This is a genomic window from Rhodoplanes tepidamans (assembly GCF_030813915.1).
In the GTDB taxonomy this organism is placed as follows: domain Bacteria; phylum Pseudomonadota; class Alphaproteobacteria; order Rhizobiales; family Xanthobacteraceae; genus Rhodoplanes; species Rhodoplanes tepidamans.
In genome coordinates this window covers 508386-522447 of record NZ_JAUSUJ010000001.1, presented here as the reverse complement: position 1 = coordinate 522447, position 14062 = coordinate 508386, and the positions used below count along the sequence as shown (strand labels likewise).

The 14062-nt window shown below is 69.1% G+C and carries 14 protein-coding genes; 10 read left to right on the top strand and 4 right to left on the bottom strand.

Annotated elements, in window-relative coordinates; all coding sequences use genetic code 11:
* Positions 1-533 precede the first annotated feature (533 nt).
* From J2S22_RS02375 to J2S22_RS02355, 5 genes are all read left to right on the top strand, one after another.
* Entirely contained in the window at positions 534-1079 is a 546-nt protein-coding gene (locus J2S22_RS02375) for a hypothetical protein (protein WP_272776147.1), read from the top strand.
* A gap of 227 nt (positions 1080-1306) precedes the next feature.
* Positions 1307-2203, top strand: a complete 897-nt coding sequence (locus J2S22_RS02370; protein ID WP_272776146.1) for a sce7726 family protein — start codon at positions 1307-1309, stop codon at positions 2201-2203.
* Positions 2204-2208: 5 nt separating this feature from the next.
* Positions 2209-3150: a sce7725 family protein gene (locus tag J2S22_RS02365; RefSeq protein WP_272776145.1), complete on the top strand. Its 942-nt coding sequence runs from the start codon at positions 2209-2211 to the stop codon at positions 3148-3150.
* Positions 3151-3158: 8 nt separating this feature from the next.
* Positions 3159-4181, top strand: a complete 1023-nt coding sequence (locus J2S22_RS02360) for an RES family NAD+ phosphorylase (RefSeq protein WP_272776144.1) — start codon at positions 3159-3161, stop codon at positions 4179-4181.
* Between the two features lie 198 nt (positions 4182-4379).
* Complete coding sequence (locus J2S22_RS02355) at positions 4380-4793, top strand: hypothetical protein (RefSeq protein WP_272776143.1); 414 nt, start codon at positions 4380-4382, stop codon at positions 4791-4793.
* A gap of 107 nt (positions 4794-4900) precedes the next feature.
* Here J2S22_RS02355 and J2S22_RS02350 read toward each other — a convergent pair whose 3' ends face one another.
* Positions 4901-5959 carry a type I restriction endonuclease gene (locus J2S22_RS02350; RefSeq protein ID WP_272776142.1) on the bottom strand — a complete coding sequence of 353 codons (1059 nt, stop codon included), beginning with the start codon at positions 5957-5959 and terminating at the stop codon, positions 4901-4903.
* Between the two features lie 374 nt (positions 5960-6333).
* Here J2S22_RS02350 and J2S22_RS02345 point away from each other — a divergent pair, with 374 nt between their 5' ends.
* Positions 6334-6624, top strand: a complete 291-nt coding sequence (locus tag J2S22_RS02345; protein WP_272776141.1) for a BrnA antitoxin family protein — start codon at positions 6334-6336, stop codon at positions 6622-6624.
* 11 nt (positions 6625-6635) lie between these two features.
* Here J2S22_RS02345 and J2S22_RS02340 read toward each other — a convergent pair whose 3' ends face one another.
* Complete coding sequence (locus J2S22_RS02340; RefSeq protein WP_272776140.1) at positions 6636-6806, bottom strand: hypothetical protein; 171 nt, start codon at positions 6804-6806, stop codon at positions 6636-6638.
* A 295-nt stretch (positions 6807-7101) separates the two neighbouring features.
* Here J2S22_RS02340 and J2S22_RS02335 point away from each other — a divergent pair, with 295 nt between their 5' ends.
* From J2S22_RS02335 to J2S22_RS02325, 3 genes are all read left to right on the top strand, one after another.
* On the top strand, positions 7102-7428 hold the full coding sequence (locus J2S22_RS02335; protein WP_272776139.1) for a hypothetical protein: 327 nt from the start codon (positions 7102-7104) through the stop codon (positions 7426-7428).
* Positions 7429-7552: 124 nt separating this feature from the next.
* Complete coding sequence (locus J2S22_RS02330) at positions 7553-8107, top strand: DUF3124 domain-containing protein (RefSeq protein WP_272776138.1); 555 nt, start codon at positions 7553-7555, stop codon at positions 8105-8107.
* 161 nt (positions 8108-8268) lie between these two features.
* On the top strand, positions 8269-8772 hold the full coding sequence (locus tag J2S22_RS02325) for a MamS/MamX family magnetosome protein (RefSeq protein ID WP_272776137.1): 504 nt from the start codon (positions 8269-8271) through the stop codon (positions 8770-8772).
* An 84-nt stretch (positions 8773-8856) separates the two neighbouring features.
* On the opposite strand, the gene secD is transcribed toward J2S22_RS02325, so the two are convergent.
* A complete protein-coding gene (gene secD / locus J2S22_RS02320; RefSeq protein ID WP_272776136.1) occupies positions 8857-11439 on the bottom strand; it encodes a protein translocase subunit SecD in 2583 nt (860 codons plus the stop codon).
* Positions 11440-11551: 112 nt separating this feature from the next.
* Positions 11552-11932, bottom strand: coding sequence for a hypothetical protein (locus tag J2S22_RS02315; protein WP_272776135.1), 381 nt, complete (start codon positions 11930-11932; stop codon positions 11552-11554).
* Between the two features lie 283 nt (positions 11933-12215).
* On the opposite strand from J2S22_RS02315, the gene J2S22_RS02310 reads away from it, so the two are divergent.
* Positions 12216-14060: a cation:proton antiporter domain-containing protein gene (locus J2S22_RS02310; protein WP_272776134.1), complete on the top strand. Its 1845-nt coding sequence runs from the start codon at positions 12216-12218 to the stop codon at positions 14058-14060.
* The last annotated feature ends 2 nt before the right edge of the window (positions 14061-14062 follow it).

Genomic DNA, 14062 nt, shown 5'->3' with positions numbered 1-14062 from the left:
GACTCCGTCGCCGGAGGGCCGCCGACAGCGCCGGCGACGCGCCGCCCCGCCCGCCGCACGCCGGTCGGCCCCTCCTCCGCCGTGCGCCGCGATGGAGCGCCCGGAACCCGCGCGCCATGTCGTCGCGAGCCATCGACACCGGGGAGCCCGCGCCCCACGCCGGAGCGAGGCGATGGACGTGTCGAGGGTCGCCGCCGGTGCCGAACGGTTCTATAAGGCTCACACACGCAGTGATTGCTGTTTACATTTGTCAACACATCGTCCATTGTCGGAGAGCCGATGGCCAGACCGCGCCATCCGAGCAAGGAGGTCGAGGCCGCGGTGGCCTGGGCCGAGGCGCGGGGATGGACGTGGCGGCCGATGGGCCACTGGGGCCGGCTGTTCTGTCCGCAGGCCGACCGGTCGGGCTGCAAGATCGCCCTGCCGACTCGGCGTGTTCGGCACACCGCGGGACGCCGAGCGGCACGCCCGCCAGATCCGGCGCGCGATCGCGCGCTGCCCGCACGGCGGCGCCGGGGCGAGGGAGTCCGAGGATGGCGACCTTTGAGTTCTGCATCGTGGCAGCGGGGCTCGACCCGCTGGCGGACGACTTCGAGACGCGCTTCCTCGACGCCGGCTGCGACGATGCCACGGTGGCGTTCCAGAAGGGCCGCATCGTGGTGGACTTCTCCCGCGACGCGCCCGGGATCGACACGGCGGTCGCGTCGGCCGTCGCCGATGTCGTGCGGGCCGGCGCCACCGTCGTACGCATCGAGCCGGACCCGCTCGTCACCCTCGCCGACATGGCGGCGCGCAGCGGCCTGACCCGCGCCGCCGTGAGCCACTACTTCCGGGGCCAGCGCGGCGAGAACTTTCCGCCGCCCGTCGCCCGGGTGACGTCGGAGAGCCCGCTGTGGGACTGGGCGACGGTCGCGCGCTGGCTCTTCGCCCAGAACCGGACGGACCGCGCCACCGTCGTGGCGGCCGCCGTCCTGAAGGCCGCCAATGCGGCCGTCGCGGCCGGCGAGCAGCCCCTCGCCGAGACCCTGGCCGAGTGCCGCAGCCGCTGCGAGGCCGCCCTCGGCCGAAGGGCCGCGTAGCGGGCCGACACGCCGATGGGCGCGCCACGACCGTCGCCGCCCGTGCGGCGACATTGCATGCGATGGCCCCGCCTACCCACAACTGCCGTGTCGTGGGACGTTCGTATTCAATACACTGTCACCGAAATGCACCGACATCACCCTTGTGTGAAGTACGCAGTTCCACCGGCGGTCGTTGTCGGCTAAAGTAAATAGGAACGCCTGCGAGCGAGCGGCGGGCCCCAGCGGTGGAATCAGTGACCCCAAACGCATCTCAGCTGTCGGCGATGACGCGGCTATTTTCCGCCTCCGTCTTTCGGGAAATGGCGAAAAAGGGCCGCTCCCCGCAGTTTCGCCGCCTTTTTGACGAAGCTGCGTTGCGCGGAAGTTGCGCAACTGGGGCTACTGTTGGAAGCGCGTTCGAGACTGCCTTTTCTATCCTGAAAATTGCTGGTCGCCGCCACGAATACATTTATAGAACTGCTGTCACCCAGAAGATTTTATTGGGTAGACACACTCTGCATACAGCGGCAATGCTCAACGAGTTTCGGGCAGGCACTTGCAAGGCAGATCTTGTGATCCTGAACGGCACGGCAACGGTTTACGAGATCAAAAGCGAACGAGATTCGCTCACTCGTCTTGCCAGGCAGGTCGACAACTACAAGCGAGTGTTCGCTGCAGTAAATGTAATCGCAAGCGAGGATCACGTAGAGGGCGTGTTAGCGGCGGTCCCCGAGGATATCGGAGTTATGTGCCTTTCGAAACGCTACCGTATATCAGTAATCCAGGATGCCGTGAACCAACCCGAGCGGGTTTCTCCGCAAACTGTTTTCGATTCACTGAGATCCGATGAGGCTGAGCTGATTCTCAACGGCTTAGGCGTCTGTGTTCCCAAGGTGCCAAATACGCAGAGACACGCCGTCATGCGCGACCTGTTTGCAGAACTAAACTCGGCCGACGTGCATAGTCAAATGGTCCAAGTCTTGAAGCGCAGTCGAAATCTGACGCCGCTTAGTGACCTTATCGATCAGCTCCCAAGATCGCTGCACGCTGCAGCTCTTTCGATTCCTATTCGCCGCGCAGATCACAGGCGCTTAACAGACGTTGTTGCCATGCCGCTCGGGGTGGCAATGACCTGGGAATAAGAAAGATGTACTTCCCCTATTTCCGCGGAAAGCAGTTTGAACTCATCACCATTCGCGAAACAGCGAAGCTGCTCGCTAGAAGCCGTTTCATACCGATCATTGAGCCGGTGCGAGAGTCGCTCAGCAGCCTCGAACGAACGCTTGATGCGATCTGTGATGCAGGCGGAAAAGCTGTCGTCATTGTCAATCCATACCACGGCGATCTTCGCGAGAGCAGGGCTGAGATTTCAAAACTTTTAAAGCATGGATATTTGGATAGTAAGGCGATCTCCGCAGGCATTCTTCTGCGTAGCGATACGAAAGTCAAAGAAGCAGCCGATTGCTACACCGCGCATGTAGAGCACGATCCGACTATCGTGCATGCCGGATTTGCTGCACCAAAAGCATTTTCTGAGTTAATTTCCGACAATCTCGGCGTTGCGCGAAATGTTTTCGTGGAACCGTACGCAACTTCTCTCTATCAGCGGCATTTCGAAGGCACAGCCGCCGCCGACGTCCTTGTACGGGACGGGTTTAACCGGCAGCGCAACGCTGACTATCCAGACATGGAGCGCTTTTCCGAATTGCACCTCACCTACAAAGATTTGGGAATGCAGGGATTCGGAGACTTCCTGATCGTTGGCGATAGCTATTCTGAGGGTGGCGGACCGGCGTATGCAGTCGCGATCCACCTCACGTTCATCAATCCTGACGAAGAGAATGTTATGTACATATACCACTTCGTCTCCAACACGAAGGATACTCCGACTGACCCAGCCGGAAAATTCGCCCAAGCACTTAAGAAACTAGTTAAGCGACTCGATTCAGGAGACTCCAATATTTTAGAAACCGAAGCCGTTAAAGAATTCCGGACACTTCATGAGAAAAGGCATTTTCCTGGCCTTGGATATGTGAAGAAGCTTTCTATGAAGCATCACATCGAAACGCTTTCCGCCTACCTTGGCTGAGGCCGAGAATGAAGAAACGGCTCTGCTGCCCGGAGTGCTTCGACGACCATTATCTGCGAAATGAAATTTTTCGTGCGCACAAGTCCGATACGGGAACTTGCGATTTTTGCGGAACGTCGAGCGTCGACCTAATTGATCCTACCGCACTCCATACTTATTTTGAACTTCTAGCGAATGCTTATGAATTGAATGACGCCGGCAAATCGCTTGTCGAGTGGATGAAGGAGGACTGGCTACTCTTCTCTCATCCTAACATGGATGCCGCACACGCAAAAGACCTGCTTGGCGACATCTTTGATGATGGCGACATCGCGCGGAATCCGTTCGCCCCCTTAGCAGGATACAAGAGCGACGGCCTAGTGCAATGGGAGACACTGCGCGACGAGATGATGTATAAAAATCGTTGGTTCATTGATGTGGACATTGATACCGCGCGACTTGAGCAACTTCTGGATCTTTTGGTTTGGGAAAGCAGGCCATCGCTTTGGTACCGCGCCCGTATTAGTCCTGACGGTCACGAATATCCCGCCGATAAAATGGGGGCGCCTCCGAAGCGCCAAGCGTCTCATGGGCGCGCAAATCCAGCGGGCATTCCATACCTTTACCTTGGATCTAAGCCTGAGACTGCTATTTCCGAGGTTCGACCGCATACTGGAGAGACCGCTTGCGTTGCCGAGTACAAAGTCCCCAAGATTCGGACTGTGGATTTACGCAGCCCGCGGAAGACGGTATCGCCATTCATGTTGTCGGACGCGACCGAGATCGGGCAATTGCGCGCCGATTTGCCACTTCTTGAGCAACTAGGCGAGGAACTTACCCGGCCGGTTCTGCCGCAAGGCGCAGCGATTGACTACATTCCGAGCCAGTACCTATGTGAGTTCATTAAAAAGCGACGATTCGACGGGGTTATCTATCGAAGCTCAGTCAGCGACGGTATCAATCTCGCTCTTTTTGATCCTGATGTGGCCGCCTGCGGCAAGATAGAGATGTACAGCGTCACAAAGGTGATGGTGAGTGTATCGCGGGGATAGCGCTACACCCGGAATTACGGTGACCTGCACTAAATCTCGCTTTGCCTGACGACGGCCGGCCGCGGGACATCCTAGTCGAGTGCTCTCTCGCTGTAATCGCCGCAGCCGCCCGGCCCCCGCGGAACACCCGCCGCCCCGCGACGTTGGCGCGGAGAGCGGGGCTGCGGCGGGCGGCGCCGCAGCCGAGCGGAGATGTCCATGCGCGCCATCCAGCCCCTGTCCCGCGGCCTGTCCGGGCCGGGCGCCGCGGCGGGCCGCCTCGGCGGCCGGCTCGCGCAAGTCTCGGGACTCGCGCCCGTCTCGGGGCCGGTGTCGGTCCGCGCCGCCGGCGGCGTGCAGCGGCTGGCGATCGGCCTCGGCGCGACCGGCCTGGGCGCGGTCGGGGCGCTCGCCCTCGGCGCCGTGGCCATCGGCGCGCTGGCGGTCGGCGCCTTCGCGATCGGCCGCCTGTCGGTCCGCAGGGCCCGCTTCGACGCGGTCGAGATCGGCGACCTGACGGTGCGCCGCCTGCACCTCCCCGAGACGCGCCCGTCGCGGCGCCCCGCGATGCCGGCCCCCGAGGTCACCGGCAGCACCGCCCCTCGCGCGACCGGCTCCCCCGCCGGCCGCTGAGCCCGGCCGGCCGGCGCCGCTTCGGCGTCCGCCCGGAGCCCGCCGGCGCGAAGCGAGATCCCGGGGCCGTCTCCGGCAAGGCACCTCGAACGCGTGCGCCGTCGCCGTCAGACGAGCGCCGCCGGAGCCTCGGTTCCGACAGCGGCCGCCTCGCCCTGGACCCGCTTCTTGAAGACCTGGAGAAGTGGAGCGTCGATGACGGTGCCGGACAGGCGATCGGTGGCGACCTCTTCTGCGATGTCCGCGAACGCGAACCTGTACTTCGCGCCGCGATTTCCGCCCTCCCAGAAATCGAACAGGCGACCGCGCCGCTCCCGCTCGTAGAAGACGACGAATTTCCCCTTGTAGTCGCTGTAGGCGATCTTCTGGATCGCCTCGAAGAGCGTCTCGTCGTTCACCAGGAATGCGAGTCGGTGCTTCACGAAGGCGAGCACCTCGAGTTCCGTGTCGCTGGGCAGCACCGGCGAGTCCTTGGCCGGCTCGAGCGCCGCGACCGGCTCCATCGGCGCGGGTGCAGCGGGTATCGAGCCCCGGGTGAGCTCCAGCCGCTGCAGGATCTTCACGTTGACGAACTCGCGGAACGCCGCCCCGACCAGCTCCTGAAAGTCGGGCAGCGCCTTGTCACGGACGTTCTGGATTCCGACCGTCTTGAGCAGCATCCGGGTGAACGTCTCGTTCGGCTTCTCGGCGAGCTGCGTGATCTCCTGCAGAAACTTCTGGAAGATGAGCTTGCGCTTGGCCTCTGCGCCGATGTTCTCGGGATCGAACTGCCCCTTCTGCAGCGACTTGAGCCCGTCGGCGACGCTCTCGTCGAGACGGCCGTTGGCGATGTCGCGGAGGTTGAAGCTGAGGAACGCCTTCTCGTCCATCATGTTCGGCTCGTCCGAGTCGGCGTAGAACTCGAACACGAGGCCGTCCGTCAGCACCCCCATCTTCACGGTCGGAGCCGCGTTGAAATAGCTCCGGAGCTGCCCGCGCTCGTCCTTGAGGGCGGCGCCGCAGCACTTGCACTCGATCGCGATGATCGGCTGATCGTTCTCCAGGATCGCGAAGTCGACCCGGTTCTTGTACTTCTCGGAGAAGTCGGCGTGGTGCTCGGGGCAGACCTCGAGGGGATTACGGTCGTCGAACCCCAGGAAGCTCACGAAAGGAAGGACGAGAAACATCTTCGTCGATTCCTCGTTCGTGCAGCGATCGGACAATCCGACGTTTCGCTTGGCGAAGGCGATCAGTCTCTCTCCGAATTCGTCCGGCATCGCGCAATCCTCTCGTCGAAACCGCTTTCCGGTTGAGTCGCAAGATTTACGCACTACAATCCATGAGCGCAGTTTTGTCGAGATGCCCCCGTCGTAACCGCACCCGACCCGCGGATCGACAGCACCACGGTCGCGGCCGCCTCCCGGGACATCACGGTGCAGTGCACTCGATCTCGCCGCCTCCATGACAACCGTATGGGAACGAACCTGCCGAACCGGGGCCGGCGACGAGGTTGGACGAATCATCAGCGTGCGGAAGGCGACGGCGCACGAGAGGAGAGCCTATGAAGAAGAAAGCCTCTGACCTCACGCCGGACCAAATGGCCGAGCTGGAGGCGCTGGCCGCGCAGCCCGAAGCCCGGATCGATACGACGGACGTCCCCGAGCAACGGGACTGGAGCGGCGCGCGGCGCGGATTGTTCTTCCGGCCGGTCAAGCAGCAGATCACGCTGCGGCTGGGCGCCGACGTGATCGACTGGTTCCGCAAGAATCCCTTCCCCGACGAGGGCTGGCAGACCAGCATCAACAGGGTGCTGCGGGACTATGTCGGGAAGCACGAACGCGAAAGGACGTAGCCGCGGCCCGCCTACGCCGCGGCGGAGGTCTCGGGCGGGGGCGGCGCGGCCTCGTCGGCGGCCGGCTTGGCGAGCACCCTGGCGATCGCCGCCTGGACCTTGCCGGTGGCGCGGACGACGTCGTCGATGAGCTGCCGCAGATCGGTCTCGGCGTCGTGGAACTTGTTATCCTGTGCGTCCATGTCGTGCTCTCGTGGGCCGGGCCCGGGCGGGATCGACGCGCAGGGTGGCGCGCGACGGTTAACGGTTTCCGAACGGCCCCGCCCGGCCGGCGGCACCGCGGCGGCCGCGCCGCGCCGCGCGGTGCGACGCCCGGCCCCGCCGGCCCCGGGAGCCCCCCGCGGACCCAGGTGACGGCGGGAACGGCGCGTGATGTGATGCGGCGTCACCGGCCCCGGCGCGCGTCGCCGGCGGGCGGCGGCGCCGCGGGGCGTCCGGCCCCGCTCCCCCGAACCGAACCGAGCGGAGGATCGAGCCATGGCACGTGCGGGCACCGTCCTGCGGATCGCGCTCACGGCCGCGGCCGTGAGCGCCGCGCTGGCGACCGGGGCGGAGGCGGGACGGCGCGGCGTCGTGCCGGAGGGCCGCCCCGTGGTCCTGGTGCGGCCCCTGGTCCCGCCGCCCCACTGGTACGGACAGTGGGGCGACGGCTGGGCCGTGACGGCGCGCTACGGGCGGGCGCGCCCCACCACCGTCTACCCGTACGGGTCCCTGGGCAGCGGCGTGCGGGGCTGGTGGTATCCGGGCCTGATCAACGGACCGTGGGGCGTCGCCCCGTACGGCCGGCTCCGCCCCTGCTGCTGAGCGGCGCCCGGCGGCTCGGGCCGCCGCCGCGTCCGGCTCCGTGCATGGAGGCCGCGGCGTGTCTGGCCTATCCTGCGCGCCCGGGCGCGACTCGCCGCCCGCGCCGCAACCTCGTGAGACGCCCATGCCGTCCGCCCTGCTTCGCCGCGTCCGCTCCGCCCTGCCCGCCGCGCTCCTCGCCGCCCTCGTGAGCGCCCTCCTCGGCGCCGTCCTCGCGCCGCTGCCGGCGCGGGCCGAGCAGGCCGTGATGATCCTGCCGGACGCGACCGCGCCGGTGCCGGCCGGTGCCCCGGCCGTGCAGGGCCGGACCCTGGTGCCGCTGCACTCCACCGTGATCGCCGGCGGCGGGCGCACGCGGCTCAACTTCTCCGGCCTGCTGTCGATCCACAACGGCGCGGCCGAGGCCGTGCTGGTGATCGAGGCCATCGCCTATCGCGACCAGGCCGGCCGGCTGGTCGAGCGCGTGCTGGACAAGCCCGTCGCGCTGAAGCCCTACGCCTCCATGCAGGTGGTGATCGCCCAGGAGGACGTGCGCGGCGGCATCGGCGCGAGCTTCGTGGTCGACTGGTCGTCGCCGGCCGCCACGGGCGAGCCGGTGATCGAGGCCGTGATGGTCGGCGTGCAGGGCACCCAGGGCTACAGCTTCGTCTCCGCCGGCCGCCGCGTGCCGCGGCCGTGAGCCGGCGCGGCCCAGTCAGGTCGCCGTCAGGCGTCCCGGCGTAGGCTCTCTCCAGGGTCCGCAGCCGGCCGGGGGGACCGGGCCGGACCGCGCGGCAGGCGGCGTCCGTCGCACGCCTGCGCCGCGCCACGCGTGGGGGAAGCCGGAGAAGGAGACCTGCGATGAGACACCGTCACGTCTGCACCGGCGTCGCCGTGCTGGCCGCCGCCCTGATCGGCGGGACCGCCTGGGCCCAGAAGGGAACCGGCGAGGCGTCCGGGATGGGGCGGCGCGCCGACAAGCCGCCGATCGTCTCCCTGTCGGGAACCGTGAAGGAGACGAAGGTCGGGCCGTGCAAGCTGACCACCGGGCGGTCCTCCGAGGGCGCCCATCTGATCGTCCAGACCCGGGACCGGACGATCAATCTCCATCTCGGGCCGTCGGCCGCGGTGGCCGACGTGCTGAAGGCGGCGCCGGCCGGGCAGGCGCTCGCCGTCCAGGGCTTCCGCACCGACCGCATGCCGGCCGACGCCTACGTGGCCAAGACCGTGACGGTCGGCGACCGGACCTTCACGCTGCGCGACGACCGCCTGCGGCCGCGCTGGGCGGCCGGCCGCGGCGGCGGCCGCGGCCAGGGCTTCGGCCGCGGACCGGGCTGGCGCCGCGGCTACGGCGGCTGCTTCTGAGCCCGCCGCCCGCCGCGCGTCCCGGCCGCAGCGCGCGGCCGGGACGTCGAGCCTGTCGCGGCGCCCGACGTCCGGCGCCCGGCGTCAGGCCGGCCGCCCCGCCTCGGCAGGACCGGGCTCCGCCGGGGCCGCGCCGTCCGCCGCCGCCTTGCGCCGGCGGGTGCGCCAGTCGCCGAGGAACAGCAGGATCGGCGCGGCGATGAACACCGAGGAGCTCGCCGCCACCAGGATGCCGAACACCATCGGGACGGCGAAGCTCGCCACCGCGGCGCCGCCGTACAGCGCCATCGGCAGCATCGCCAGGAACGCCGTCACCGAGGTGTAGAGGCTGCGGCCGAGCGTCTCGTTGATCGACCGGTCGATCACGTCGCGCAGCGGCATCGCCTTGAAGCGCCGCATGTTCTCGCGCATGCGGTCGTACACCACCACCTTGTCGTTGACCGAGTAGCCGATCAGCGTCAGCAGCGCCGCGATGGCGGTGAGGTTGAAGTCGAGCCCGGTCAGCGCGAAGAAGCCGACCGTCTTGGTCACGTCCAGCACCAGCGTCGCGATGGCGCCGACCGCGAACGGCCATTCGAACCGCACCCAGATGTAGGCCATCATGGCGAGGCTCGCGAGCACCACGGCGAGCACGCCCGCGGTGGCGAGCTCGCCGCTCACCTTCGGCCCCACCACCTCGGTGCGCTCGACCTTCGAGCCCGGCGCGATCTCGGCGAGCTTGCCGCGGATCAGCTGCACGGCCGCCGTCTGGGCGGCCTCGTCGCCCGGCTGCCGCTCGGCCCGCACCAGCACGGTCGAGGCGTCGCCGAACTCCTGCAGCGCGATCTCGCCGAGCCCGAGCCTGTCCAGGCCGCCGCGCAGCGCGGCGAGGTCGGCCGGCCCTTTCGTCACCACCTCCATCTGGATGCCGCCGCGGAAGTCGACGCCGTAGTTCAGCCCCGGCGCGACGAACAGGCCGATCGAGGCGAGCGACAGCACGGCCGACACCGCGATGCCGGCGAAGCGGCCGCGCATGAACGGGATCGCGGTGCCCTCCGGGATCAGCCTGATCCCGAACAGCGGCTCGATGCGCAGCACCTTCAGGCGCCGCCGCCGCACGATCGCCGTCATGATCACGCGGACGATCGACACCGCCGTGAACATCGAGATGGCGATGCCGAGCCCCATGGTGACGGCGAAGCCGCGCACCGCGCCGGAGCCGAACAGGAACAGGAGCGCCGTGGCGATCAGCGCCGTCACGTTGGAGTCGACGATGGTCGCGTAGGCGCGGTCGAAGCCGGCCTGCAGCGCCGCGCCGGCGCCGAGCCCCTTGCGGGTCTCCTCGCGGATGCGCTCGTTGACCAGCACGTTGGCGTCGACCGCGAGCCCGATGCCGAGCACGATGCCGGCGATGCCGGGCAGCGTCAGGGTGGCCCCGAGCACGCTCAGCGCGCCGAGCGTCAGCACCACGTTGAGGGCGAGCGCCGCGTTGGCGACCAGGCCCCACGGCCCGTACAGCACCAGCATGAAGGCGAACACCAGGCCGAAGCCGACCAGCCCGCTCTCCAGCCCGCGCGCGATGGCGTCGCCGCCGAGATCGGCGCCGACGGTGCGCTCCTCGATCACGGTGAGGGGCGCCGGCAGCGCGCCGGCGCGCAGCAGCGCCGCGAGGTCGGTCGCCTGCGCCACCGTGAAGCGGCCGCTGATCTGGCCGGAGCCGCCGGTGATCGGCTCGCGGATCACCGGCGCGCTCAGCACCTTGCCGTCGAGCACGATGGCGAAGGGCCGACCGACATTCGCGGTGGTGATGTCGGCGAACTGGCGCCCGCCCACCCCGTCGAAGCGGAACGAGACGATCGGCTCGCCGGTGCGCTGGTCGAAGCCGGCGCGCGCGTCGGCGAGCCGGTCGCCGGCGACCGAGACGCGGTCCTCGACGGCATAGCGCTCGCCCGCCGCGGTGCCGGGCAGCACCCGCACGCCCGCCGGCAGCGGTCCGGAGGGGTCCGCCGTCGACAGCATGTGGAAGGTCAGCTTGGCGGTGCTGCCGAGCAGCGCGCGGATGCGGCTCGGGTCCTGCACGCCGGGGAGCTGCACCAGGATGCGGTCGGCGCCGGCGCGCTGGATGGTCGGCTCGGCGACGCCGACCTGATCGATCCGCTGGCGGATGATCTCGATGCTCTGCTCCACGGCGGCGTTGGTCCGGTCGCGGATGCCGTCCTCTCCGAGCGCCATGCGGATGCGGCCGGCCGGGCCGGTCGGACCGGCCGGGCCGGTCGTCACCGTGATGTCGGTCGTGGTCGGGCTGCCGAAGGCGAGCGACGCCACCGGCTGGGCGAGCCTGCGCAGGAGCGTCGCGGCGTCGGCCTCGCGGGCCGGATCGCGCAGGTCGACCACCACGGCATTGTCCTGCCGGCGCACCGACGCGGTCTCGATGCCGGCCTGGCGCAGCTCGCGCCGCGCCTCGCCGACGAGCCCCTGCAGGCGCTCCTTGACGAGCTCGCGGATGTCGACCTCGAGCACGAGGTGCGATCCGCCGCGCAGATCGAGGCCGAGGGTGATCTGCTTCTTGGGCAGCCAGTCCGGCAGGGCGGCGAGCTGCGACGACGTGAGGAGATTGGGGAGTGCGGCGAGCATGCCCAGCAGAATCACGAGGGCATAGGTCGCCAGCACCCGGGGCGAGGTCCGCATGGGTGTGGTCCGGGGCGAGCGATCGCGCGCCGGCGCGGCATCGCCGCCCGGCGGGATCGTGATGAGATCGAAAGCGAGGGATCGCCCGCGCGAAAAACGGGCGCGGGTCGGCTCAGGCCCGGACGGTCGGCGGGCCGCGCGCGTCGAAGGCGCGGCGGAAGGACGTGAGCCGGGTGTCGCGCGGCGCCCGCGCGACACGCGTCGCGGTCGTGATCGGATCCACCGCGGCGACGCCGGGGAGCACGGCCGCCTGATCGCCGGACGATCCGGCGGCGCCGCGGGCGGCGGGATCGTGGCGGTCGGTCTCGGTGGCGACGGCGCGGACGATGTCGCGCACCGGAATGGCGGGGCGCGCCGTGCGGTCGTCGCTGGCGGCGCCGCGCGTCACGGTGCCGCCGCCCGCCGTGCCGGCGTTCAGGCCGAGCAGCGGCAGCGCGCTCCAGTGCAGGACCAGGAGGCCGGCGATCAGGCACGCGCGCAGGCCGGCGCGCATCGGCGCACCGCCCGTCCCGTGCCGTGTGTCCCGCCGCCTCGTCACTCCGCCTCCGCTCGCGTCACCGCCGCGCGCAACCGATCCGCGCACCCTGATCCAGGCCCTGATCCGAGCACCTGATCCAGACACTGATCGGTCCGGTGCCGGCCCACCGCGCGCGCGATCGGTCGCATCCGTCACGTGCCGGATCGCTTGCCCGATCGTCTTCTAGCCCATCATAATGGCCGAAATCCATCATCCAGATTGCGTTCCGCCCGCGGGACCGCGAGAGGCCTCGTACTGCATGCCGCACGACACCCCGCTGATCGCCACCATCGTCGCCGGCCTCGGCCTCGCCTTCGTGTTCGGCGCGCTCGCGCACCGGCTGAGGATTCCGCCGCTGGTCGGCTATCTGGTCGCCGGCGTGCTGGTCGGTCCGCACACGCCGGGCTTCATCGCCGACCAGGCGCTCGCCCCCGAGCTCGCCGAGATGGGCGTGATCCTGCTGATGTTCGGCGTCGGCCTGCACTTCTCGCTCGACGACCTGCTGTCGGTGCGGGCGATCGCGGTGCCGGGCGCGATCGTGCAGATCGCGGTCGCGACCGCGATGGGCGCCGGCCTCGCCTGGGCCCTCGGCTGGCCGCTGCCGGCCGGGCTCGTGTTCGGGCTGGCGCTGTCGGTCGCCTCCACGGTGGTGCTGCTGCGTGCCCTGCAGGAGCGGCGTCTGGTCGAGACCGAGCGCGGCAAGATCGCGGTCGGCTGGCTGATCGTCGAGGACCTCGCGATGGTGCTGGCGCTGGTGCTGCTGCCGGCGCTCGCCGGCGTGCTCGGCGGCGGCGGCCCCGGCCCGGGCGCCTCGGCGGCGGCGGCCGATGCGCGCGCCGTCGGCGGGCTGTTCGGCTTCGCGATCGAGCTCGGCATCTGGGGCGTCCTCGCCGTCACGGTGGTCAAGGTCGCCGGCTTCGTGCTGTTCATGCTGGTGGTCGGCCGCCGGGTGATCCCGTGGACGCTGCACTGGGTGGCGCACACCGGCTCGCGCGAATTGTTCCGTCTCGCCGTGCTGGCGATCGCGCTCGGCGTCGCCTTCGGGGCGGCGAAGCTGTTCGGCGTGTCGTTCGCGCTCGGCGCCTTCTTCGCCGGCATGATCCTCTCCGAGTCCGAGCTGAGCCACCGCGCCGCCGAGGAGTCGCTGCCGCTGCGCGACGCCTTCGCGGTGCTGTTCTTCGTCTCGGTCGGCATGCTGTTCGATCCGACGAGCCTGTGGCGCGAGCCGTGGGCCGTGCTCGGCACGCTGTTCATCGTCGTCATCGGAAAGTCGGCCGCCGCCTTCCTGATCGTGCGCGCCTTCGGCCACCCGACCGGCACGGCGCTGACCATCGCGGCGAGCCTCGCGCAGATCGGCGAGTTCTCCTTCATCCTGGCCGAGCTCGGCGTCGGCATGGCGCTGCTGCCCGAGGCCGCACGCGACCTGATCCTGGCCGGCGCCATCCTGTCGATCCTGATCAACCCGCTCGCCTTCGCCGGCGTCGCCGCGCTCAAGCGCCGGCTCGCCGCGCGCGCCCCCGAGGCGGCGCCGGGCGTCGCCCCGGCGCCCGCCCCGGCCGCTCCGGCCGCGACCAAGCCGCCGAAGAAGCCCGAGGCCGAGCCGCTGGTGGCGACCGCCCTCACCGGCCACACCGTGCTGGTCGGCCACGGCCGGGTCGGCAGCCTGGTGGCCGAGGCGCTCGCCGCGCAGGGCCTGCCCTTCCTGGTGATCGAGGACGCCGACGCGCCGGTGGCGGTGCTGCACGCGCGCGGCACCGAGACGCTGGTCGGCAACGCCGCCGATCCCGAGGTGCTGGCCGCCGCCAACCTGCCGGCCGCCCGCCGCCTGGTGCTGGCGATCCCCAATGCCTTCGAGGCCGGCCAGGTGGTGTCGCAGGCCAGGGCCGCCAATCCGGCGATCGAGATCGTCGCCCGCGCCCATTCCGACGCCGAGGTCGAGCATCTCGAATCGCTCGGCGCCGCCATCGTGATCATGGGCGAGCGCGAGATCGCCCGCGGCATCGTCGAGCGCATCGTCGCGGCGACCGACGCGCCGACCGCGGCGCCGGCTGCGGCGCCGGCTGCGGCGCCGGCCCGCCAGAGCCTCACGACCGAGACCGCGTGATA

Excerpts from the sequence above, each read along its gene's own strand:
- J2S22_RS02375 (WP_272776147.1), top strand. The coding sequence starts at position 534 with ATGGCGACCTTTGAGTTCTGCATCGTGGCAGCGGGGCTCGACCCGCTG.
- J2S22_RS02365 (WP_272776145.1), top strand. The coding sequence starts at position 2,209 with ATGTACTTCCCCTATTTCCGCGGAAAGCAGTTTGAACTCATCACCATT.
- J2S22_RS02360 (WP_272776144.1), top strand. The coding sequence starts at position 3,159 with ATGAAGAAACGGCTCTGCTGCCCGGAGTGCTTCGACGACCATTATCTG.
- J2S22_RS02355 (WP_272776143.1), top strand. The coding sequence starts at position 4,380 with ATGCGCGCCATCCAGCCCCTGTCCCGCGGCCTGTCCGGGCCGGGCGCC.
- J2S22_RS02350 (WP_272776142.1), bottom strand. The coding sequence starts at position 5,959 with ATGTTTCTCGTCCTTCCTTTCGTGAGCTTCCTGGGGTTCGACGACCGT.
- J2S22_RS02345 (WP_272776141.1), top strand. The coding sequence starts at position 6,334 with ATGAAGAAGAAAGCCTCTGACCTCACGCCGGACCAAATGGCCGAGCTG.
- J2S22_RS02340 (WP_272776140.1), bottom strand. The coding sequence starts at position 6,806 with ATGGACGCACAGGATAACAAGTTCCACGACGCCGAGACCGATCTGCGG.
- J2S22_RS02335 (WP_272776139.1), top strand. The coding sequence starts at position 7,102 with ATGGCACGTGCGGGCACCGTCCTGCGGATCGCGCTCACGGCCGCGGCC.
- J2S22_RS02330 (WP_272776138.1), top strand. The coding sequence starts at position 7,553 with ATGCCGTCCGCCCTGCTTCGCCGCGTCCGCTCCGCCCTGCCCGCCGCG.
- J2S22_RS02325 (WP_272776137.1), top strand. The coding sequence starts at position 8,269 with ATGAGACACCGTCACGTCTGCACCGGCGTCGCCGTGCTGGCCGCCGCC.
- secD (WP_272776136.1), bottom strand. The coding sequence starts at position 11,439 with ATGCGGACCTCGCCCCGGGTGCTGGCGACCTATGCCCTCGTGATTCTG.
- J2S22_RS02315 (WP_272776135.1), bottom strand. The coding sequence starts at position 11,932 with ATGCGCGCCGGCCTGCGCGCGTGCCTGATCGCCGGCCTCCTGGTCCTG.
- J2S22_RS02310 (WP_272776134.1), top strand. The coding sequence starts at position 12,216 with ATGCCGCACGACACCCCGCTGATCGCCACCATCGTCGCCGGCCTCGGC.